The organism is Pantoea latae (assembly GCF_002077695.1).
Classification (GTDB): domain Bacteria; phylum Pseudomonadota; class Gammaproteobacteria; order Enterobacterales; family Enterobacteriaceae; genus Pantoea; species Pantoea latae.
The window spans coordinates 58,648-79,104 of sequence record NZ_MWUE01000003.1 but is presented as its reverse complement, the minus strand read 5'-3'; the positions used below and the strand labels follow the sequence as shown (position 1 = coordinate 79,104).

The window sequence follows — 20,457 nt, the reverse complement described above, 5'->3', positions numbered from 1 at the left end:
ATGCCGTGCGTTAAAAGCTCTGCCACTCGGCGTCGTTGATCACCGCAACGCGCTGCGGCGCGGACGGCGCCTTGCGCAGCTGCTGAGCGGCCACCGGCGCCACCGCGCGCGGCAGCGGACGATCGCTGCCGACGCGGAACTTGCCGACCAGTTCAGTCAGCGCGCTGGCCTGCTCCTGCAGCGACTGCGCCGCCGCCGAGGCCTCTTCCACCAGCGCAGCGTTCTGCTGCGTGACGTCATCCATCTGGTTCACCGCCTGATGCACCTGTGAGATGCCCTGGCTCTGCTCAACCGCCGCCGCGGCAATCTCGCCCACCAGATCGCTCACCTGACGAATCGCATCCTTCATTACGTCCATGTTGCGGCCCACGTCGCTCGCCTGCGCGGCGCCCGCCTCCGTCAGCTGATGAGAAGCCTCAATCAGCGCCTTAATCTCATGCGCGGCGGCGGTAGAGCGCTGGGAGAGGTTTCTCACCTCGCCCGCCACCACCGCGAAGCCTTTGCCGTGCTCGCCGGCGCGCGCCGCTTCGACCGCCGCGTTCAGCGCCAGAATATTGGTCTGGAAGGCGATGCCCTCAATCAGCGAGACGATATCATTCACCTTGCGCGAGCTGCCGCGAATGTTGTCCATCGTCGCCAGCATGGTGGTGAGCGATTCGCCGCTCTTCTCCGACAGGCTGCTGGCGTTGGCCGCCAGCTGGCTCGCCTGACGCGTGTTGTCCGCCGTCTGACGCACGGTTTCGCTCAGCTCGGTCATGCTGGCCGCCGTCTGCTCCAGCGACGCCGCCTGCTGCTCGGTACGTGAAGAGAGATCCTCATTGCCCGCCGTGATCTGCACCGATGCGCTGCTGACCGACTGCGACGCCTGGCTGACGGAGGCGAGCGCCGAGGCGACGCGCTGCATCAGATGGTTAAAGGCGCGTGCCATATTGCCGATTTCGTCGCGACGGCTCTCGTCGGCGCTCAGCGTCAGGTCGAGATGTTCACTCGCCTGCGCCATCACGCCGCCCATCGCCGACAGGCTGCGGCGAATACGCAGGATGGTGAAGGCGGAGAACAGGCCGAACAGCAGCACGGTGACGACGACGCCGCCGATGGTCGCCCACAGCACGGTGGTAAACAGGCTGCGGTTGGTGTCGCGTAGCTGGTTGCTGATGTCGATATTCAGCGTCAACTGCTTCTGATAATCCGCAATCAGCTGACGGATCGCCGCGCCGACCCCTTCGCTGCCCTCAATCAGCCCCAGCGAGAGCGTGTCCTGATGCGCATGTGAGGCGGCGAGGAAGGCTGGCAGGCGATCGTTAATGGCGCGCAGGTTCTCATAGGCGATCGTGGTCAGACGCTTGTCTTCATCATTCGAGATGTCGTGAGCCATGTAGTAGTCGATCTGCGACTTAATCTGCGCCAGTCCGCCCGCAATCTCTTTTTCTACATCGGTAAATTTCGCGTCTTCGGTCTGGCTCTGATGCTTGTAAAGCGTCAGCGCCAGCTGGTTACTCTCGTCAATCATTTTCCCCAGGTCTTTAATCGAGGGGATGGCGTTGGCCTGCACATACTCGAAGCGGTCCTGAAAACCCGACAGCAGCGAGATAGCCAGTACCGCCTGTAAAATAATCGCGCCAAACAGCAGCGTAAATGCCAACAGCAGGCGTTGGGTGATGTTCATCCTGTTCTCCATAAGGTAAGCGTCCCAGCCCTTATGCGTTCAGGGAGGGTTTAGCCCCCTGATCATCGGCAGCCCCGCGCCTTTAATTAATGCTAATTCGCCCCTTCCCGCCGACTTTTTGTAAGGATTGCGTAAGAAAATTAATAAAATTATTTAAGGTTAAAGTAAGGCTGCCGATAACGGATGTTAGCGACTATTACCAAAAGGAGGGGATATGGCAGGCGTTTCTACATTAGGCATTGGTTCCGGGCTCAAGCTGAGCGACATTCTGGACAGCCTCACCACGGCGGAAAAACAGGTTCTGGCACCGGTCTCGAAGCAGCAGACCGCCGCAACCGCCAAACTCTCCGCCTACGGCACCCTGAAGACCGCCGTGCAGGGTTTCCAGACCGCCAACGCGAAACTGCAGGAAGCGGGCCTCTACACCCAAACCACCACCTCCAGCACCACCTCTGCCTTTAGCGCCGACTCCAGCGGCGGCGCCGTGGCGGGTAAATACAGCATCAGCGTGACCCGACTGGCGCAGGCGCAAACCCTGACCAGCGCGGCGCAGCAGGATGTGAAATCGCCGGTGGGCGGCGCGGCGGCCAGCCGCACGCTGAAGATCCTGTCGGAAGAGGGAAAAGAGACGCGCATCGAGCTGACGCAGGATCAAACCTCGCTGACCGCGCTGCGCGACAGCATCAACAAGGCCAACGCCGGGGTCAGCGCCAGCATTATTCGCGTGTCGGACGCCAGCTATCGCCTGTCGCTGACCGCCACGCAGACCGGAACCGGCCACGCCGTGAAGGGGATCAGCGTCGAAGGCGACGATACGCTGCAGGCCTTTATCGGTTTCGATGCGGCGGCCAGCGCCAGCGGTCTGACGCAGAACGTGGCGGCGCAGAACGCCAGCCTGACCATCAATAACGTCAATATCGAAAGCAGCAGCAACGTTATCAGCGACGCGGTGGAGGGGATCACTCTCAAGCTCAACGACGTTACCAGCGGCAACCAGACCCTGAGCGTCGTCAGCGACAGCAGCAAAGCCAAAACCGCCATCAGCGACTGGGTCAACGCCTACAATTCGCTGCAGGATACGATGGCGAGCCTGACCAAATACACGCCGGTCGATGCGGGCAAAGATCAAGACACCAAAAACGGCGCGCTGCTGGGCGACGGCACCCTGCGCATTATTCAGACGCAGCTGAAGGGCATTCTCGCCAACGGTTCAGGATCGGCGATTTACAAAACCCTGACGCAGGCGGGCATTACCAGCGATCCCACCAGCGGCAAACTCAAGCTGGACGGCGATAAGCTGACCAGCGCGCTGTCGGTGAAGCCAGAGGCGATCCGCGATATTTTCGTCGGCGACGGTAAAAAGAGCGGCGTCGCCACCGGCATGGCGAACAGCCTGGGCGCCATCCTCAACAGCAAAGGGGCATTGCAGAGCGCTACCGACAGCATCAGCAAAAAGCTCAACCAGCTCACCGATCAGTACAACCGGGCGAGCAAAAATATCGACGCCACGATCGCGCGTTATAAAACCCAGTTCACCAGCCTGGATATGATGATGAGCAAGCTGAACAACACCAGCTCTTATCTGACCCAGCAGTTCGACAACATGACGAAAAGCGACAAATAAGTTGCTTGCGCGTCCGGCCGGCGCCGCCGGACGCATTTAATGTCACAATTCCCCTTCTCTCCTCTGTAGTCCCACCGTTCCGCTGCCGATAAACAGGAGATGTATTCTGGATACACTTTCAGGCGCGGCGACACGAGATGACTTCTTACGCTTTTCCCCCCTCTTCTGACGGACGCGCGCGCGGCCTGGTCAGAAAACCGATGATGATTATGCTGGCGCTGCTCGCGCTGTCGTTTTTTGCCGCCCTGAGCGCGCTACTCTACGTCGCGGACGATCTCAATGCTAAAGCGGACGCGCGCAGCGGCATGCTGCTGGAAAAGGCGTTCGCCAGCCGCGAAGAGAGCATGCGCTTTCACCTGAGCGACAACGCCGAATGGGGCGAAGCCTATGAGAATCTGCATCGCACGCTCAATCTTGACTGGGCCTGGCGCAACCAAAACCTCGGCGAGTCGATGTTTAAGACCTTCGGCTATGAGGGCGTCTTCGTTATCGCGCCGGATGGCCGCACCCGCTACAGCGTGCTGAACGGGGCGCTGCAGCTGCGTGCGTTTCAGGCCTGGCTGGGCCAGGATCCGCTTAATGCCCTGAAACAAGAGCTGCAGCAGAACGAGGGCAAGTCGCTCTCCCGCTTTGTGCGCGTCGGCGATGAGGTTGCGCTGGTCGGCGCCGCCTGGATCACCACCGGCGGCGATCACAGCGTCGAGCAGACCGGCGGCGCGCCGTCGCTGATGATCTTTGTCGATCGCCTGACGCCGGCAAAGCTCGAGAGCGCGGGCGCAGAATACGGGATTAAAAAGCTGCGCTACGCCGCGCCGCTCGCCGACGCGACGCGCAGTGCCGATCGCTACGGCGTGGCGGCGCTGGGCGGCGTCGTCTCGCTGCGATGGCAGAGCGACAATCCCGGCGGCGCGCTGCTCACCTGGCTGCTGCCGCTGCTGATCCTGCTGATGGGCGCCACCTTTTTTACCGCCACCATGCTGATGCGCAACGCGCTGCGTAAGGCGCGACACAGCGACGTCAGCACCTTTTTGCTGGAGCAGAGCCGCCAGGCGCTTAGCGCCAGCGAGCAGCGCTTTCGCGACGTAGCAGAGAGCGCCACCGACTGGATCTGGGAGGCGGACGCCGAGCTGCGCTTTAGCTGGATCTCGGCGCGCTTTCCGGTAGTGACCGGCTATCACAGCCAGGACTGGCTGCAGCAGCCGCTGAGCGCCTTTCTGCTGGACGACGCCGATCTGCTGCAGCGGCTGCGCCAGCGGGAGGAGCCGGGCGAGCCGCTGACCCTTTCCCGCTGCCGTTACCGCTCCGCGCAGCAGCATATCCGCTACTGCAACCTGACGCTGCGGCCGGTAACGCTGGCGCGCGGCCAGAAGGGCTATCGCGGCACCGCCACCGACGTGACGCTGGAGGTCGAGGCGGAAGCGCGGGTGCGCTACCTCTCGCAGTTCGATGAGCTGACCGGCCTGCCGAACCGCGCGCAGATGAACGCCTGCCTGGCGGGCAAGCTCAACGGCGACCGTCCGCTGGCGGTGATTATGATCGACCTGGATAAGTTTAAGCCGGTTAACGATCTCTACGGCCACGCCGCCGGCGACAGCGTGCTGCATGAGGCCTCGACGCGCTTCAACGCCTGCCTCAACGACGCGGGCATGACCGCCCGGCTCGGCGGCGACGAGTTTGTGATGATCCTGTTCGATAGTGCTGACCGCGAGGCGGTGGAGGATCTCTGCGCGCGCATTATCGCCGCCATCAATCTGCCGTTCGCCGCAGGCGGCGGCGAGGTGTTTATCGGCGCCAGCCTCGGCGTGGCGCTGGCGCCGCAGGATGCCGACAACCCCGGCGACCTGCTGCGCTATGCGGATATCGCCCTGTATAAGGCGAAAAACAGCGGGCGTAATAACTGGGTGTTCTACCAGCGCGACATGGGGGAAAAAATTGTCCAGCGGCGCGAGATGGAGCGCGAACTGCGCGAGGCGATCCAGACCGACCAGCTCAGGCTCGCCTGGCAGCCGCGCTATGACGTGCGCGCCGCCCGCGTCACCGCCTTTGAGGCGCTGGTGCGCTGGCACCACAGGCAGCACGGCATTCTGATGCCCGATCAGTTTATTCCGCTGGCGGAAGAGACCGGCCTGATCGGCGCGCTCAGCGACTGGGTGCTGCTGCGCGCCTGCGCAGACGCGCGCCGCGAGCTGCCGGGCATGGCGGTGTCGGTCAACCTTTCCGCCGTGGAGTTCAGCGACAAAGGCCTGCCGAAGCGTATTCTCGCCGCGCTGGAGGCGAGCGGGCTGCCCAGCAGCCGGCTGGAGATCGAAGTAACGGAAAACGCCATGCTGCAGGATCCCGACACCACGCTGGAGGTAATGCTGGCGATCAAGGCGCTGGGGGTGAAGTTTTTAATCGACGACTTTGGTACCGGCTACGCCTCGCTGAACTACCTGCGCACCTTCCCGTTCGAAGGCATTAAAATCGATAAATCCTTTATCTTCCCGCTCAGCGACTCCTCGCAGGCGCGGCAGATTGTCGAGAACATGGTCGGGCTGGGCAAAGCCTACTCTCTGAGCGTGACGGCGGAAGGGGTGGAAACCGTCTGTCAGATGGAGCAGCTGCAGCAGCTGGAGTGCGACGGGCTGCAGGGCTACTACATCGGCAAACCGCAGCCGCTGGCGCAGGTTGTCGCACAGTATGGCGCCGTGTCGGCGTCATAAGGGTCAGGCGCTGCGCCTCGCCTGATTGCGTCCGCCATGTTTCGCCAGGTAGAGCGCTTCGTCGGCCTGCTCAATCAGCGCCTGGGGTTCAGGACGATCGCTTTCCGGCTGAAAGGTGGCGCAGCCCGCGCTCAGCGTCACGTGTGCGGCAATCGACGAGGAGTTGTGCGGAATATTGCGCGCGCTGACCGCCTTCACCGCCGCGCCGGCGATGCTGAGCGCGTCCGCGCCGGTTGCGCCCGGCAGAATAATGGCGAACTCCTCGCCGCCGTAGCGCGCCACTTTATCGCTGGCGCGCAGCGCCAGCCCTTTCAGCGCGGCGGCGACCGCCTGCAGACAGGCATCGCCCGCGACGTGGCCGTAGGTATCGTTGTAGCGCTTGAAGTAGTCGATATCCATCAGAATCAGCGACACCGGCTGTCCCTGCTGCGCCGCGTCGAGCAGGCTCTGCTGCAGGAAGAGATCGAACTCGCGGCGGTTCGCCAGGCCGGTCAGGCCGTCGGCGTGCGCCAGGTTTTCCAGCGACAGGTTAACCGCCGTCAGCTCATCGCGCAGCCGCGTCAGCTCCTGCTGATAGCGCAGGCTGCGTCGCGCCTGGCTTAGCACGTAGGCGCCCAGCAGCACGATCCCCAGCAGCAGCGCCAGGTCGAGCATCACATCCTCAACCTGTCCCTTGATCCAGTTTCTGAGCAGAGTGTGTTTGTCGTAGCCCGCCGCCACCACCAGCCCATAGCGCTCGGAGCGCGCGAAGCCGAAGATGCGCGCCTGGCCGTCCAGCGCCGCCCGCCACTGTCCGCTGCCCTTATCGGAACTCGCCAGCATTGCCTGAAACAGATGGCTGGAAGAGAGGTTTTTGCCGATATAGCTGTCCGGCATCGGCCGCGCATAGAGCACCGTGCTGTCCGCCAGCATCAGCACCAGCACATCCTGCGGGCCCAGCTCATAGTAGCTGTAGTAGTGGCGGAAATAGTCGACGCGAATGGTGGCCAGCAGCACACCGTTAAAGCCGCCCGCCGCGTCATTGACCCGCAGCGACACCGGGATCACCAGTTCGCCGGTGCTGCGGCTGCGGATCACCGGGCCGATATGGATGCTGTCGCGCGGATTCTGGCGGTGAAAGTGAAAATATTCGCGATCGGCGTTGTTGATGCCTTTGGGGATCTGCCGCTCTGAGGTGGCGATCCATTTGCCGGTGCCGTCGTAGTAGAACAGCCCGTGCAGCTGCGGCAGTCGGCTCGCCAGCTCCTGCATAGTGTCGCTCAGCGCCGCGCCGTTCACGCCCGTCGCCATCTGGCTCAGCAGCTGATGCTGTACTTCGCGCAGCGACAGCTCGGTCTGCAAAATGGTGTCGTCCGCCTGACGCGCCTGCGACAGCGAAAGATTCACCGCCATCTGTTCAGACTGAATCAGGGTATCGCGCCAGGCTTCACGCATGGTCCAGAGGTTCAGCCCGGTGACCGCAATGGTCAGCAGCAGCCCGGCAAGGGCAATACTTCGGGGCAGCGAGCGATTTAACGACGTCGCCCGGTCGGTTCTCCTTCTGAATTTCATGTCCCGCCTCTTTAAAATGCTTCCCATGAGTTAAGCACAAGGATCGGGGAAAAGAGCAGGAAACCACAGGCGTGATAGGGGGTAAAGAGGAGCGCGGCGCTTCAACACGCCCTCAACTGACAGGAAAAATAAAACATTCACACTTCATTACGTTAACCCCTAAGTAACTAATTCAAAAGCAAACGCGGTGGTGAATAAGCGAAACGGCAAGTAAAACAACATTTTATACTGTATCATTTTAGACCGCACAGGTTCAGACTGGTTATTCATCCACTGTTGAACACGGTGGCTATTCGCTCTCCGATCAAGGACAGCACATGACCTATTCTTCAGAAACCATCTGCGCCCTCTCCGGCGCCGCGCCTGTTAATTTAAAACGCTGGTCGCGAAGCGGCTTTATTCATAAGCACGCGTCAGGCCACTCATGGACGTACGCACAGCTGCAGCAGGTGCTCGATATGACGCGCCTCACCAGCCAGGGCGCGACCATCAGGGAGATCAGAACGGCGCAGGCCAGCGCGCATCCGATCCGCACCGGCGGCTGGGCGGCGCGGCGCGGGGATATGATCTGGCAGCTGGAGTTCGGCAGCGAGCAGTCGCTGAGCGTGCTGCTGCGCAAGCTGTCGAGCAACTTTACCGGCGACGATTTCGTGCTACAGCTGCTGCTGCCGCTTAATCAGTGGCTGCGCGACGATACGCGCGCCGGCGCTAACCGCCGCCTCGAGCGTTTTCACCTGTTAATGGTCGCCTACGCGGGTAGGCTGACGCGCCTTGCCACACGCGCCGCCGCCGTTCCGCTGCTGCTGGAAAACGTCAGCGAGAAAAATAACACTGAGATCTGGCTCGAAGCGATCAGGCTAAGCGGCCAGGGCTTTTGCGTGGAGGTGCGGCCGTTCAGTGCGGTTCTCCATCCCGCCTCTGCCCATCAGCATCACCTGCTATGGTGCGGCGCCGGCATCACCGAGCTGATGCATCAGCACTATCTGACCTCGCTGGACAAAGGCCATCCAGTGCTGCTTTGCGGCCCCGATCGCCGGGTTCATCATCTCTATCCGCAGCTCCCCGCGGTCGCCTGAGCGGCCGCCTTTCCCCCCTTTTCTTCCGCTTCGTCCCACGCCGAATTAAGCCGCAGCGATTACACTTACTGAGTCCCTTTCACCAGGAGGTTATATGTCTCAGGTTTCTCTACGCTATCGCCTCGGCGACGACGAGGTGGGTCGGGTCGGCTATGGCGCAATGCAGCTCGCCGGCCCCGGCGTCTTTGGGCCGCCGAAAGATGAGGCGCGCGCCATTCAGGTGCTGCGCGACGCCATCGCGGCGGGCGTGCGCCATATCGACACCAGCGATTTTTACGGCCCGCATCTGACTAATCAGCTGATCAAAAAGGCGCTGCATCCTTACCCGGAAGATTTGATTATCGTCACTAAAGTCGGCGCGCGCCGCGATGAGAAAGGGGGCTGGCTGCCCGCCTTTTCGCCGGATGAGCTGGTGAGCGCGGTGGAAGATAACCTGCGCAACCTCGATCTCGGCGTGCTGGAAGTGGTCAATCTGCGCAGCATGATCAATCCGCAGAAACCGGCGGAAGGCTCGCTGGAGCCGCAGCTCAAGGCGCTGATCGCCCTGAAAGAGCAAGGAGTAATCCGTCATATCGGGCTGAGCAACGTCACGGCGCGGCAGGTAGAAGAGGCGCAGCAGCTGACCGAGATCGCCTGCGTGCAGAACCTCTACAACCTGGCTAACCGTGGCGACGACGCGCTGATCGACCAGCTCGCCGCGCAAAACATTGCCTATGTGCCCTTCTTCCCGCTCGGCGGCTTTACGCCGCTGCAGTCCACCCAGCTGACCCAGGTGGCGCAGCAGCTTAACGCCACGCCGATGCAGGTGGCGCTCGCCTGGCTGCTGCAGCGCTCGCCGAACATTCTGCTGATCCCTGGCACCTCGTCGCCGGAGCATCTGCGCGAGAACCTGGCGGCGGCGCAGCTCAGGCTGCCCGACGAGGCGCTGGCCGTCCTGAATGAGATAGGCAAATAACCGGGCCGCCTGCGCGGCCCGTCCTTATCGCAGCGCGCCTGAGGTTTCTACAGGCGCCTCGCACAGCTCCAGCTCAACCGGAATGCTTTTATAGGCCGGAATGCCGCTCTCGGTGTCGTGGCTGTCGAGCGGCACCATCACGTTGGCTTCGGGATAGTAGGCCGCCACGGAGCCCGGCGCCATGTCATACACCACCACGGTGAGGTTATCGAGCCGGCGTCCGGTGCGGTTGCCCTCGGGATCGAGCGCCACCATATTGACCTTATCGCCGACGCGGAACTGGCGTTTCTCCGCCTCGTCCGCCGCCATAAACAGCACGTCGCGCCGACCGGTCACGCCGCGATAGCGATCGTTCAGGCCGTAGAGCGTGGTGTTGTACTGATCGTGGCTGCGCAGCGTGGTCAGCACCAGATCGTGACACACCAGCGAGCGCGGATCTTCATTGATGCCCTGCATCACCTTGAACTGCGCCTTGCCGCTCGGCGTCAGCCATTTACGCTGCGACGCCGCCACCGGCAGGCGGAAGCCGCCCGGCGTCAGGATGCGGTTGTTAAAATCCTCGAAGCCGGGGATCACCGCCTCGATGGCGTCGCGGATAAAGCTGTAGTCGCCGACCATTTTGTCCCAGTCGACGCGCGAGTCGCGCAGCGTCGCTTTCGCCAGCGCGGCGACCAGCGCCGGCTCCGACTTCAGATGCGGCGAGGCGGGTTTCAGGGTGCCGCGCGAGGCGTGCACCATCGACATCGAATCTTCTACCGTAACGCTCTGCTCGCCTGACGCCTGACGATCGATCTCGGTGCGGCCCAGCACCGGGAAGAGATAGTTATGTTTGCCCAGCAGCAGATGCGAGCGGTTAAGCTTGGTGGCCATATGCACCACCAGGTCGAGCTTGCGCATCGCCTCAAAGGTGACCTGCGGATCGGAGATCGCCTCCGCCAGATTGCCGCCGAGGCAGAGCAGCGCTTTGGCTTTGCCGTCGCGCATCGCCTGAATCGCCGCCACCGCGCCGTGGCCGTGCTTCTGCGGCGGCTTAAAGCCGAACGCCTTCTCAATATTATCCAGCATCCACTGCGGCGGAATTTCGGTAATGCCGACGGTGCGATCGCCCTGCACGTTGGAGTGACCGCGTAACGGACAGACGCCAGCGCCGCGCTTGCCGATATTGCCGCGCATCAGCAGCAAATTAGCGATCTGCTGCACGTTTTGCGTGCCGTACTGATGCTGGGTAATGCCCATGCCGTAGCAGATAATGGTGCTTTCCGCCGCGGCGTAGAGATGGGCGATATTCTGGATCTCATCGCGCTCCATCCCGGACACCTTGAGGATATGCGCCCAGTCGGTGGCCTCAAGGTCCGCCTTCAGCGCCGCGAAGCCCTCGGTGTGTTCGTTAATAAAGCTTTCGTCGATCACGCCCGGCTCGCCCGCCGCCAGCGCCTTCTCATGCATCGCCAGCAGGCACTTCATCACGCCCTTCAGCATCGCCGCGTCGCCGCCGACGCGCACCTTATAGTAGGTCGAGGCGAGCTGGGTCGATCCCATCGACAGCATCTCAATCGGGCTTTGCGGCGAAGTAAAGCGCTCGAGGCCGCGCTCGCGCAGCGGATTGATCGCCACGATGGTTTTGCCGCGCTTCGAGACGTCACGCAGCGTCGCCAGCATGCGCGGATGGTTGGTGCCGGGATTATGGCCGATGCAGAGCACCAGATCGCAGTGATCGAAGTCCTCCAGCTCGACCGTGCCTTTGCCGACGCCGATAGACTGCGGCAGCCCGACGCTGGTCGGCTCGTGGCACATATTGGAGCAGTCGGGAAAGTTGTTGGTGCCATACTCGCGCGCGAAGAGCTGCCAGAGAAAGGCGGCTTCGTTAGAGGCGCGGCCCGAGGTGTAGAATTCGACGCTGTCGGGATCCTCATAGCTGCGCAGCAGCGCGCCGATTTCATCGAGCGCCGTTTCCCATGCAATGGGCTGATAGGTGTCGCTGGCGGCGTCATATTTCATCGGGTGGGTCAGCCGCCCTTCGCCCTCAAGCTCAAAGGCGTTGCGCTGCCAGAGTTCGCTGACGGTATGCGCGGCGAAAAATTCCGGCGTGGTGCGCTTGCTGGTCGCCTCCCAGGAGACGGCTTTGGCGCCGTTTTCACAGAATTCAAACGAGGAGCGATGCTGGGGATCGGGCCAGGCGCAGCCTGGGCAGTCGAATCCGTCTGGCTGGTTAACTTTGAACAGCGCAATCACATCCTGCTTCACCGACATCTGACCACGGATGGCATCCGCCACCGCTTTCAGCGCGCCCCAGCCGCCTGCCGAACCGCCATAAGGCGCAATACCAATATTTCTGTTTTGATGTTTCATACGACGTTGCTCTCCAGTGCTAAACCCTTTTAGCGTAGGCGAGCAGGCGGCGACAGCGGCAGCGACGATGCCAAAGATGTTAAATTTATTCTTTCAGGATGTTACCGCGTTACGCATAGTCTGCCCCGCGCGCCAGGTAGCCGATACGGTAGATCTCGCCCTGCGCCGCAGGTGGGTGGGCGCTGAAATCAGCCTGCAGCAGCGACTGGCCCGACAAGTCCCAGCCCACCAGCGCGGCGTTGGGGGTCAGCGCGGCGAGATCGCTGTAGGGCGCCAGCGGCTGGTGCCGCAGCCGCGCGTAGCACGCGCCGCGCAGGGTCTCGGGAGTCGGTACTTTCAGCGCGATGCCGCTGTGCAGCTGCGGCCAGCCGAAATCCGCCACCAGCCTGGCGAAGCCGTCGCTTTGTAGAAACCGCGTCAGGCCCGCCGTGTCGCGCCACAGATAGAGCGGCGCGTAGCGATTCGCCTGCGCGCCTTCATCGCGGCGCGCATAAAGATAAGCCTTAAACAGCAGATCGGGGAAGTTGTCCAGCTTTGCGCCGTTTTGCGCAATGCGCCGCTCGATAATCGCCATATCGTAGTCCGCCGGCAGCGTAAAGCCGTAGTGCATCACAATCATGGCGCCTCCTCAGCATAAAGCTGGCCGTTGCTAAAGCTCCAGTCGCTGACGTGGTTGAACTGGATCACCACCATCACGTCATCGGGATCGACGCCGAGCTGCTGCTGTAGCCGCTGCGCCAGCAGGCGGCAGAAAGCGGACTTCTGCGCCGTGGCGCGCGGCCTGCCCGCCAGCACGGTAAACAGCATGAAATTATCGCCGCGCGTGCCGCTCAAATAGTGGCGGTCATAAATGCGCTGCGACGCGGACGGTGTCTCGATAATCTGAAAGCGGTCCTGCGCTGGCACATCGAAGGTCTCGACCAGCGTCTGATGCAGGATGGCGGAAATTGCCGCGATACGAGCTTCGCTGCATCCCTGATACAGCGTGATGCGGGTCAGCGGCATGGTTCTTGCTCCTCAGGCAGATAGCTCAGCGCGCAGACGGCGGCAGGCCAGCCGGCATAGAACGCCAGGTGGGTAAAAAGTTCGCTCAGCTCCGCGCGGCTGACGCCGTTTTCTTCGGCGAAGCGGATATGCCAGCCGAGCTGCGCGTCGCGCCCCAGCGCGGTCAGGCAGGCCAGGGTAATCAGGCTGCTTTCGCGCGGGGTGAGCGTTTCTCGCTGCCAGATATCGCCGAACAGCAGGTTTTGGGTGATCTCAGCCAGTTTCGGCGAAACCTGTTCAAGCGTGTGTCGATCGAGTGGACGATGCATAGCGGCTCCTTGTTTTGCGCTCCCGCTCACTCTGCTCTTCTGCTACCATCCTGAAAATCAAATTATCTGGCACTTATCATCCCGAAAGTCAGGACAATATGAGCAAACTTCCCCTTTCTCTCGATCTGGACGCGCTGCGCAGCTTCGTCGCGGGCGTCGACTATGGCAGTTTCGCCCTTGCCGCTGAGCGGCTGTGCCGCTCTACCTCCGCCGTTAGCGCGCAGTTGAAGAAGCTGGAGATACAGTGCGACGCTGAGCTGATGACCCGACAGGGGCGCAAGCTGGCTCTGACGCCCAGCGGCGAGCTGCTGTTAAGCTATGCGCGCCGTCTGCTGGCGCTTAATGATGAGGCGCAGCGCGCCCTGCGCGGCGAACTGCTTAACGGCGAGCTGCGCATCGCCATGCAGGAGGATTTTGGCGAATCGATCATGCCGGGGCTGCTCAGCCAGCTCAGCCGCCAGCATCCCGGCCTGACGATCACCGCGCGTATCGACCGCAACCGCGCGCTCCGCCAGGCGGCGGCGGAGAGGAGCGAAGAGCTGGCGCTGCTGTGGCAGCCGGAGCAGGCCATCGACGAGAGTGACTATCTGGGCGAGTGCCCGCTGGTGTGGATCGCCTCGCCGCAGTTCGACGTCCGGGCGCGGCTGGGGCGCGGTGAACCTTTACCGCTGGTGATGTTTGATGCCCCCTGTCAGATGCGCAGCCGGGCGATCGCCGCGCTCGATCGCGCCGGCATCCGCTGGCGCGTGGTCTTTACCAGCCTCAGCCTGAGCGGCATCTGGGCCGCGGTGCAGGCGGGCCTCGGCGTCACCCTGCGCTCGCCGGTCGGCCTGCCGGACGCACTGGCGACGGTGGCGGATCCGCTGCCCGCGGCGGGCGCCATCGGCGTGACCCTGTGGCAAAACCACCAGCTGGAGGCCAACGCGCGCCAGCTGCTGTTCCGCTCTGTTTCCGCCGCGCTACAGCCCTGGCTGCTGCGCTAAACATTTTGCTGTGAACAATTTCGTTTAAATATGTTTCCCGCACGTAAGGTTAAGCCTTTTATATAACTTAACCTTCGCGCAGCGTTTTAATTTAGCGGGTGATAATTTTTAGCGCGTCCTTTGTTTATATCATCAACAAAAAAGGCGTTTAATTGCCTGTTTCTTCTTCGGTTAGCGCCTTTAAACCGCTGGCTGTCGCCTCTGTGTCACACCGCTTTAACACAGGCGTCATCAGGCGCGCGCGGGCTTTTCGCCCTGGCGGCGTCAGCCTTTAAATAAGCGCAAAGCTGTCGGTGCAAAATAAAAGATTGAGCCCGAATCGTAAAAGCTCTATATTGGCCGCGCCTAAAATCAGGTAACCCGTTTTTTTACATTTATTCAACTGCGGCACACGCGATTGCCCCGGTTGTAGGAGAGATATGATGACGGATAAAGTCCGTATTGATTCTTTAGATGCCACTTCAAACGCAAACAATGAAACCTATTTGGCCCGTCAGGCCGAGTTCGAATCAAACGTCAGAAGTTATCCCCGCAAATTACCGTTAGCGATCACCCAGGCGAAAGGCGTATGGATCACCGACGCCGACCAGAAAGAGTACCTCGACTGCCTGGCAGGCGCGGGCACGCTGGCGCTGGGTCATAATCATCCTGACGTGCTGCAGAGCATCCAAAATGTCATTACCAGCGGCTTGCCGTTACATACTCTCGATCTGACAACGCCGTTAAAAGATGCGTTCTCTGAATACCTGCTGTCGCTGCTGCCGGGCCAGGGTAAAGAGTACAAGCTGCAGTTCACCGGTCCGTCCGGCGCGGACGCGGTTGAAGCGGCGATCAAGCTGGCGAAAAAAGCCACCGGCCGTTCCGGCGTTATCGCCTTCTCTGGCGGCTACCACGGCATGACCCACGGCGCGCTCGCCGTGACCGGCAACCTGTCGCCGAAAGAAGCGGTCAACGGCATGATGCCGGAAGTGCAGTTTATGCCCTATCCGCACCTCTACCGCTGCCCGCTGGGCATCGGCGGCGACGCGGGCGTGAAAGCGCTGACCTACTACTTCGAAAACCTGATCAACGACGTGGAAAGCGGCGTGCGCAAACCGGCGGCGGTGATCCTCGAAGCGGTTCAGGGCGAAGGCGGCGTGAACCCGGCGCCAGCCGAGTGGCTGCAGCGCATCCGTAAAGTGACTGAAGAGCACGGCATCCTGCTGATCATCGACGAAGTGCAGGCGGGCTTCGCGCGCACCGGCAAATTCTTCGCCTTCGAGCACGCCGGCATTCAGCCAGACATTATCGTGATGTCGAAAGCGGTCGGTGGCGGTCTGCCGCTGGCAGTTCTGGGCATCAAGAAGCAGTTTGACGCCTGGGCGCCGGGCCACCACACCGGCACCTTCCGCGGCAACCAGCTGGCGATGGCGACCGGCCTGACCACGCTGAAGATCCTGAAAGAGCAAAACATCGCCGACAAAGTGGCAGAGCAAGGCGAGTGGCTGAAAGGCAAGCTGGCCGAGATGCAGAAGCGCTTCCCGGTGATCGGTCACGTGCGCGGCCTGGGCCTGATGATCGGCATCGAGATCGTCAAGCCGAACGAAGCGAAAGATCAGCTCGGCTGCTATCCGGCGGACGGCGACCTCTCTGCGCTGCTGCAGAAGAAGTGCTTTGAAGCGGGCCTGATCCTCGAGCGCGGCGGCCGTCACGGCTGCGTGCTGCGCCTGCTGCCTTCCCTGCTGATCACCAACCAGGAGCTGGAGGTGTTCCTCGACAAGTTCGAGCAGGCGCTGCTGGCCGCTGGCGTGCAGCCGGTTTAAGTGGAGCGGAACTGAATCATGTCTGAATTAAATCCGATCCTGGCCGGTTCGACGCAGAGTATCGAAGCCTATCAGCAGGTGATCGAGCAGAGCAGCAAAGCCGTGGTTGAATGGCTTAAGCAGCCTGAAATGTATCAGGGCAAAACCGTCGCCGAACTGCGCGAGCGTATTGCGCTGGACTTCAACCCGACCGGCCTGGGCAACCAGGCCGCCATCGAGCGCGCGGTAGAGTTTTTCCTGAAAGACAGCCTGGCGGTGCATCACCCGCAGTGCGTGGCGCACCTGCACTGCCCGAGCCTGGTGGTGAGCCAGGCGGCAGAAGTGCTGATTAACGCCACCAACCAGAGCATGGACTCCTGGGATCAGAGCCCGTCGGCCACCATCATCGAGATGAAGCTGATCGAGTGGCTGCGCGCCCAGGTCGGCTATGAAGCGGGCGACGCGGGCGTTTTCACCAGCGGCGGCACCCAGAGCAACCTGATGGGCCTGATGCTGGCGCGCGACGCCTTTTTCGCCCGTCAGGGACACTCGGTGCAGCAGGATGGCCTGGTCGGCGACCTGCGTAAGCTGAAGGTGTTCTGCTCCGAGCACGCGCACTTCTCCGTGCAGAAGAACATGGCGCTGCTCGGCCTCGGCTACCAGTGCGTCACTCAGGTGAAGACCGATCAGTACGCCCGTATGGACGTTACCGATCTGGCAGAGAAGATCGCCCAGGCGAAAGCCAACGGCGAACAGATCCTGGCGATTGTCGCCACCGCAGGCACCACCGACGCCGGCGCGATCGATCCGCTGCGCGACATCGCCGCGCTGGCGGCCCAGAACAATATCTGGGTGCACGTCGACGCGGCCTGGGGCGGCGCGCTGCTGCTGTCGGAGAAATACCGCGACTATCTGGACGGCCTGGAGCTGGTGGATTCCGTCACCCTGGACTTCCACAAGCAGTATTTCCAGACCATCAGCTGCGGCGCGTTCCTGCTGAAAGACGCGGCGAACTACGAGCTGATGCGCTATCAGGCGGCCTATCTCAACTCTGAGTTTGACGAAGAGGCGGGCGTGCCGAATCTGGTCTCTAAATCACTCCAGACCACGCGCCGTTTCGACGCGCTGAAGCTGTGGATGGGTCTGGAAGCGCTGGGGCAGAAGCAGTACGCGGCGATCATCGATCATGGCGTCACGCTGGCGCAGCAGGTGGCGAAATATATCAGCGCCCATCCGCTGCTGGAGCTGGTGATGAAGCCGCAGCTGGCGAGCGTGCTGTTCCGCTTCCATCCGGAAACCGGCTGCCGCGATCTGGCTGAAACCGCGCTGTTGAACCAGCGCATCGGCGACGCGCTGCTTGAATCGGGCCGCGCCAACGTCGGCGTGACCGAGCACAACGGCGTAACCTGCCTGAAGCTGACGCTGCTCAATCCGACCGTGACGCTGGAGGACATTAAAGTCCTGCTGGCGCTGGTGGAAAAAACCGCGAAGCCGCTGGTAGGCTAACCGCCTGCGCAGTGACGAAAAGCCGATAACCCTGTTATCGGCTTTTTTCTTGCCCCTATTTCTTGAACAGTTCCGGCGCCCACAGGCTGGGGTTCACCTCTTCAAACTGCGCGCGCACGAAGTGCTCTTTCAGATGGTAGGGTACGGTGCAGTCAAAGATGGTTTTGCTGGTGGTGCCTTTGGCCATGATGCGCGGATCGTAGAACGGCTGCTGTGACGGATCGAGCACGTGACCGGCAACGCCCGGCACGAACAGCGTGTCGAGATCGCCAACGTAGCGCGTCTGCATCGCCCAGAGCACGTCGTCGCTATCGAAAATATCGACATCCTCATCCACCAGAATCACGTTTTTCAGCTCGCGGTAGACCGCCAGCGCAATCAGCGCCGCCTGGCGCGTCATGCCGTCATCCCCCGCGTTGCGTTTTTTCACCTGCAGGATGGCCAGAAATTTGCCGCCGCCAGCGCTGTGCGCATAGACGTTTTTCACCAGCCCCGGCAGCGCGTCTTCGCACTCAATATGGATGCTCGCCTCGGTGGGAATGCCCGCCAGGCTGACGTGCTCTTCACCCGGCCCCACCAGGGTTTGCAGAATCGGGTTGCGGCGCGTGGTGATCGCCTTGACCTTGATCACCGGCAGCGACGGGTTGGCCTCGCCGGTGTAGCCAGGAAACTCCGGCATCGCCTTGCCGGTGTGGCTGTTCTGATCCTCTTCGACGCGCACGTTGGGCAGGATCTCCCCTTCTATCACGATCTCGGCGCGCGCGATGGCGCGCTGATTAACGCTTAAACACTCCACCAGCTCTACCGGCTTGCCGCGCAGGCCGCCCGCCACGCACAGCTCGTTAAAGCCGAACGGCGTGGTCGGCGCTTCAAACTCTGCGCCGATATAAATGGCCGGATCCAGCCCCATATTGATCGACACCGGCAGCGGCTTGCCGGCCGCCTCCGCTTTCTGGCGGAACGCGTCGATGTGGCGGCCCGGCGCGAAGAAAATGGAAAGCTCATCTTTGCTCTGCACGCAGAGGCGATGAATGGTGACGTCTGCATTATCGCGATCCTGCGGATCGCTGCCGAGCACCAGGCCGAGGCAGAAGTAAGGGCCGGCGTCCTCGCGGGTGTTGGTCGGCGCAGGCAGAATTTTGCGCAGGTCGAAGCCCTCGTCATCGGCGCGATAGACCACTTCCTGGCAGGGTGCCTGCGCCCGCTCGACCATCACCGGCGGCGTGACGTTGCGGCGCGCCTCCGCCATCTGGATCCCCAGCTCGCGCACCGGCGCGCCCAGCAGCGCGCTGACCCGCTCGCGGCTCGCCATCAGCCCCACCAGCACGCGGGCATCGGCAAAGCCCTTGATCTTGTTGAAGGTCATCGCTGGCCCGATGCGGGTGGGACGCATCACGGTGCCGCCCGCGCCGATATAGCGATAGACGCCCGCCAGTTCGGCGATGGGATCGACCTCGCGATCGGTTTCGATATAGTGTCCCGGCAGGCTTTTCAGCAGCGCGATAGCGGAGCGCAGATCGTTGACCGGCGGCACCTGCCAGCCCTGCGGATGTGGGTCACCCGGTTTGACCACGCGGTAGCTGTTAGGTTTTTTCTGCGGCATGGTGGCTTCTCCTTAAGCGCTTTCGAGAAAGTTTTTCAGGTGAAACAGCACCTCGCCCCAGTAGGTGTTGCAAAACGGCAGGTGCGCGTCGTTCGGCGCCCATTCGCCGTGGGACAGCGCCACCAGCGTGCGGCCGTCATCCAGGTCGGCGAGGGTAAAGGTCAGGGTTTTGCCTGGCTGGCTGTCGGTTTCCACCAGCGAGGTCTGCACGATGCGCGCATTGGCCTCCAGCGTTTCGGTGCGCCAGCTAAAGTGGGTGTCGCTTTTCGGACGCAGAGTCAGGATCGCGCCTTCGGCGATCTCCCCTTCGACTTTACCCGCATGCCAGGCGGCCATCTGAGCGATGTCGGTCAGGGCGTGGTAAACCGCGGCGCGCGGCGCGGCGATCTTAATGGCGTGATGAAGCGTGATCATAAGTAGCCTCGATTGATGCGGCCCTGGCGGGCCGGTAAATGGGAATGAGAATCGAGGAAAGTATAGGAAGGTTCAGAGCGCCATCCGTTGCGCTTCCGTATGTATTTGTTACAAAAGGCGTAGAAAACGCAAAATGATCATTTCAGCGCACGCGCTTTCACCGGCCCCGCCGATCTGACCTTCATCAGCGTCATCGCCATCGCGCTTAGCGCCAGCAGGATCAGCACCGCGCCCAGCGCCGCCATGGCGTGAAAGCCCGCCAGCCGAAACAGCCAGAGTCCAAGGATGCCGCCGCCAAGAAAGGAGAAAATGGTGGTCAGGTGCGTTTTCAGCTGTTTCTTCTGCGCATGCGCCTGCTTTGACGGGTCGCGCCGCAGCAGGGCGCTGAGCACCGAGGCGAGCGAAATGCCGGCGTCGGTCAGGGTGCCGGTGATATGGGTGGCGCGCACCCGTCCGTTAGAAAGCTGGGTCGAGGTAGAGTTGTGCACCCCCATCAGGAAGCCGAGCAGCACCAGTACCTCGCGGTTATTGCCGGAGGAGTAGAAAAAGATCTCAAACAGCGACAGGCAGAGCAGCGCCACCCCTTCCGCCGCCAGCACCAGACAAAAAATGGTGCGCAGGTTATTTTTGATCCCGGCGATCACCGCCAGCCGGGCGGTGACCGCACCGGCGACAAACGCCAGCAGCAAACTGCCGAGAAAGGCGAAATCGCGCAGATCGCTGTTATTCACTTCGCTGGAGAGCTGCGAGGTGTTGCCCGACATATGTGAGGGAAAAAAACCAAATGCGCCTAACGCCATGGCGTTCAGCAAACCGGCCGCCGTCGCCAGCCAGACAGCAAGATAACGGTCTTCCGTATGCGATCGCTCTCGCTTCATTTTTATTAACATTCACGCTTCACCTTTTTTATTATTACCTGAGCTTAAGCGTAGGG

General features: G+C 61.8%; 16 protein-coding genes. 7 read left to right on the top strand and 9 right to left on the bottom strand.

The window, feature by feature from the left end; genetic code table 11:
- Positions 1–10 precede the first annotated feature (10 nt).
- Positions 11–1,666, bottom strand: coding sequence for a methyl-accepting chemotaxis protein (locus B2J69_RS00580; protein WP_081134794.1), 1,656 nt, complete (start codon positions 1,664–1,666; stop codon positions 11–13).
- 214 nt (positions 1,667–1,880) lie between these two features.
- Between B2J69_RS00580 and fliD the strand changes: the two genes are divergently transcribed.
- On the top strand, positions 1,881–3,290 hold the full coding sequence (gene fliD / locus B2J69_RS00575; protein WP_081134791.1) for a flagellar filament capping protein FliD: 1,410 nt from the start codon (positions 1,881–1,883) through the stop codon (positions 3,288–3,290).
- 137 nt (positions 3,291–3,427) lie between these two features.
- Complete coding sequence (locus B2J69_RS00570; protein WP_330847862.1) at positions 3,428–5,992, top strand: bifunctional diguanylate cyclase/phosphodiesterase; 2,565 nt, start codon at positions 3,428–3,430, stop codon at positions 5,990–5,992.
- 3 nt (positions 5,993–5,995) lie between these two features.
- On the opposite strand, the gene B2J69_RS00565 is transcribed toward B2J69_RS00570, so the two are convergent.
- Positions 5,996–7,543: a sensor domain-containing diguanylate cyclase gene (locus tag B2J69_RS00565; RefSeq protein WP_081134786.1), complete on the bottom strand. Its 1,548-nt coding sequence runs from the start codon at positions 7,541–7,543 to the stop codon at positions 5,996–5,998.
- A 317-nt stretch (positions 7,544–7,860) separates the two neighbouring features.
- Here B2J69_RS00565 and B2J69_RS00560 point away from each other — a divergent pair, with 317 nt between their 5' ends.
- Positions 7,861–8,619 carry a hypothetical protein gene (locus tag B2J69_RS00560; RefSeq protein WP_081134784.1) on the top strand — a complete coding sequence of 253 codons (759 nt, stop codon included), beginning with the start codon at positions 7,861–7,863 and terminating at the stop codon, positions 8,617–8,619.
- A 94-nt stretch (positions 8,620–8,713) separates the two neighbouring features.
- Positions 8,714–9,574: an oxidoreductase gene (locus tag B2J69_RS00555; RefSeq protein WP_081134782.1), complete on the top strand. Its 861-nt coding sequence runs from the start codon at positions 8,714–8,716 to the stop codon at positions 9,572–9,574.
- A 24-nt stretch (positions 9,575–9,598) separates the two neighbouring features.
- On the opposite strand, the gene B2J69_RS00550 is transcribed toward B2J69_RS00555, so the two are convergent.
- The 4 genes from B2J69_RS00550 to B2J69_RS00535 all read right to left on the bottom strand — a co-directional run bounded on the left by B2J69_RS00550 (position 9,599) and on the right by B2J69_RS00535 (position 13,236).
- Positions 9,599–11,923 (bottom strand): FdhF/YdeP family oxidoreductase, encoded by a 2,325-nt coding sequence (locus tag B2J69_RS00550; protein ID WP_081134779.1) that lies wholly within the window; start codon positions 11,921–11,923, stop codon positions 9,599–9,601.
- A gap of 109 nt (positions 11,924–12,032) precedes the next feature.
- Positions 12,033–12,542 (bottom strand): DUF4865 family protein, encoded by a 510-nt coding sequence (locus B2J69_RS00545; RefSeq protein ID WP_081134776.1) that lies wholly within the window; start codon positions 12,540–12,542, stop codon positions 12,033–12,035.
- Positions 12,539–12,928 (bottom strand): tautomerase family protein, encoded by a 390-nt coding sequence (locus tag B2J69_RS00540; RefSeq protein WP_081134774.1) that lies wholly within the window; start codon positions 12,926–12,928, stop codon positions 12,539–12,541. Before B2J69_RS00540 ends, B2J69_RS00545 begins: the two co-directional genes overlap by 4 nt.
- Positions 12,919–13,236 (bottom strand): carboxymuconolactone decarboxylase family protein, encoded by a 318-nt coding sequence (locus tag B2J69_RS00535; RefSeq protein ID WP_081134771.1) that lies wholly within the window; start codon positions 13,234–13,236, stop codon positions 12,919–12,921. The genes B2J69_RS00540 and B2J69_RS00535 overlap by 10 nt, the downstream gene beginning before the upstream one ends.
- A gap of 98 nt (positions 13,237–13,334) precedes the next feature.
- Between B2J69_RS00535 and B2J69_RS00530 the strand changes: the two genes are divergently transcribed.
- The 3 genes from B2J69_RS00530 to B2J69_RS00520 all read left to right on the top strand — a co-directional run bounded on the left by B2J69_RS00530 (position 13,335) and on the right by B2J69_RS00520 (position 17,506).
- Complete coding sequence (locus B2J69_RS00530; RefSeq protein WP_081134769.1) at positions 13,335–14,219, top strand: LysR substrate-binding domain-containing protein; 885 nt, start codon at positions 13,335–13,337, stop codon at positions 14,217–14,219.
- 419 nt (positions 14,220–14,638) lie between these two features.
- Positions 14,639–16,021 (top strand): diaminobutyrate--2-oxoglutarate transaminase, encoded by a 1,383-nt coding sequence (locus B2J69_RS00525; RefSeq protein ID WP_081134766.1) that lies wholly within the window; start codon positions 14,639–14,641, stop codon positions 16,019–16,021.
- A gap of 18 nt (positions 16,022–16,039) precedes the next feature.
- The gene (locus B2J69_RS00520) at positions 16,040–17,506 is read left to right on the top strand and encodes a pyridoxal phosphate-dependent decarboxylase family protein (protein WP_081134764.1); all 1,467 of its coding nucleotides are present in this window, start codon (positions 16,040–16,042) and stop codon (positions 17,504–17,506) included.
- A 55-nt stretch (positions 17,507–17,561) separates the two neighbouring features.
- On the opposite strand, the gene B2J69_RS00515 is transcribed toward B2J69_RS00520, so the two are convergent.
- The 3 genes from B2J69_RS00515 to B2J69_RS00505 form a co-directional block, all read right to left on the bottom strand.
- Positions 17,562–19,109: a UbiD family decarboxylase gene (locus B2J69_RS00515; protein WP_081134761.1), complete on the bottom strand. Its 1,548-nt coding sequence runs from the start codon at positions 19,107–19,109 to the stop codon at positions 17,562–17,564.
- 12 nt (positions 19,110–19,121) lie between these two features.
- Positions 19,122–19,523: an SRPBCC family protein gene (locus tag B2J69_RS00510; protein ID WP_081134759.1), complete on the bottom strand. Its 402-nt coding sequence runs from the start codon at positions 19,521–19,523 to the stop codon at positions 19,122–19,124.
- Between the two features lie 137 nt (positions 19,524–19,660).
- Positions 19,661–20,413, bottom strand: coding sequence for a YoaK family protein (locus B2J69_RS00505; RefSeq protein WP_081134756.1), 753 nt, complete (start codon positions 20,411–20,413; stop codon positions 19,661–19,663).
- Positions 20,414–20,457 lie beyond the last annotated feature (44 nt).

Coding starts and splice junctions, on each gene's coding strand:
- B2J69_RS00580 (WP_081134794.1), bottom strand. CDS start 1,666: ATGAACATCACCCAACGCCTGCTGTTGGCATTTACGCTGCTGTTTGGC.
- fliD (WP_081134791.1), top strand. CDS start 1,881: ATGGCAGGCGTTTCTACATTAGGCATTGGTTCCGGGCTCAAGCTGAGC.
- B2J69_RS00570 (WP_330847862.1), top strand. CDS start 3,428: ATGACTTCTTACGCTTTTCCCCCCTCTTCTGACGGACGCGCGCGCGGC.
- B2J69_RS00565 (WP_081134786.1), bottom strand. CDS start 7,543: ATGAAATTCAGAAGGAGAACCGACCGGGCGACGTCGTTAAATCGCTCG.
- B2J69_RS00560 (WP_081134784.1), top strand. CDS start 7,861: ATGACCTATTCTTCAGAAACCATCTGCGCCCTCTCCGGCGCCGCGCCT.
- B2J69_RS00555 (WP_081134782.1), top strand. CDS start 8,714: ATGTCTCAGGTTTCTCTACGCTATCGCCTCGGCGACGACGAGGTGGGT.
- B2J69_RS00550 (WP_081134779.1), bottom strand. CDS start 11,923: ATGAAACATCAAAACAGAAATATTGGTATTGCGCCTTATGGCGGTTCG.
- B2J69_RS00545 (WP_081134776.1), bottom strand. CDS start 12,542: ATGATTGTGATGCACTACGGCTTTACGCTGCCGGCGGACTACGATATG.
- B2J69_RS00540 (WP_081134774.1), bottom strand. CDS start 12,928: ATGCCGCTGACCCGCATCACGCTGTATCAGGGATGCAGCGAAGCTCGT.
- B2J69_RS00535 (WP_081134771.1), bottom strand. CDS start 13,236: ATGCATCGTCCACTCGATCGACACACGCTTGAACAGGTTTCGCCGAAA.
- B2J69_RS00530 (WP_081134769.1), top strand. CDS start 13,335: ATGAGCAAACTTCCCCTTTCTCTCGATCTGGACGCGCTGCGCAGCTTC.
- B2J69_RS00525 (WP_081134766.1), top strand. CDS start 14,639: ATGATGACGGATAAAGTCCGTATTGATTCTTTAGATGCCACTTCAAAC.
- B2J69_RS00520 (WP_081134764.1), top strand. CDS start 16,040: ATGTCTGAATTAAATCCGATCCTGGCCGGTTCGACGCAGAGTATCGAA.
- B2J69_RS00515 (WP_081134761.1), bottom strand. CDS start 19,109: ATGCCGCAGAAAAAACCTAACAGCTACCGCGTGGTCAAACCGGGTGAC.
- B2J69_RS00510 (WP_081134759.1), bottom strand. CDS start 19,523: ATGATCACGCTTCATCACGCCATTAAGATCGCCGCGCCGCGCGCCGCG.
- B2J69_RS00505 (WP_081134756.1), bottom strand. CDS start 20,413: ATGTTAATAAAAATGAAGCGAGAGCGATCGCATACGGAAGACCGTTAT.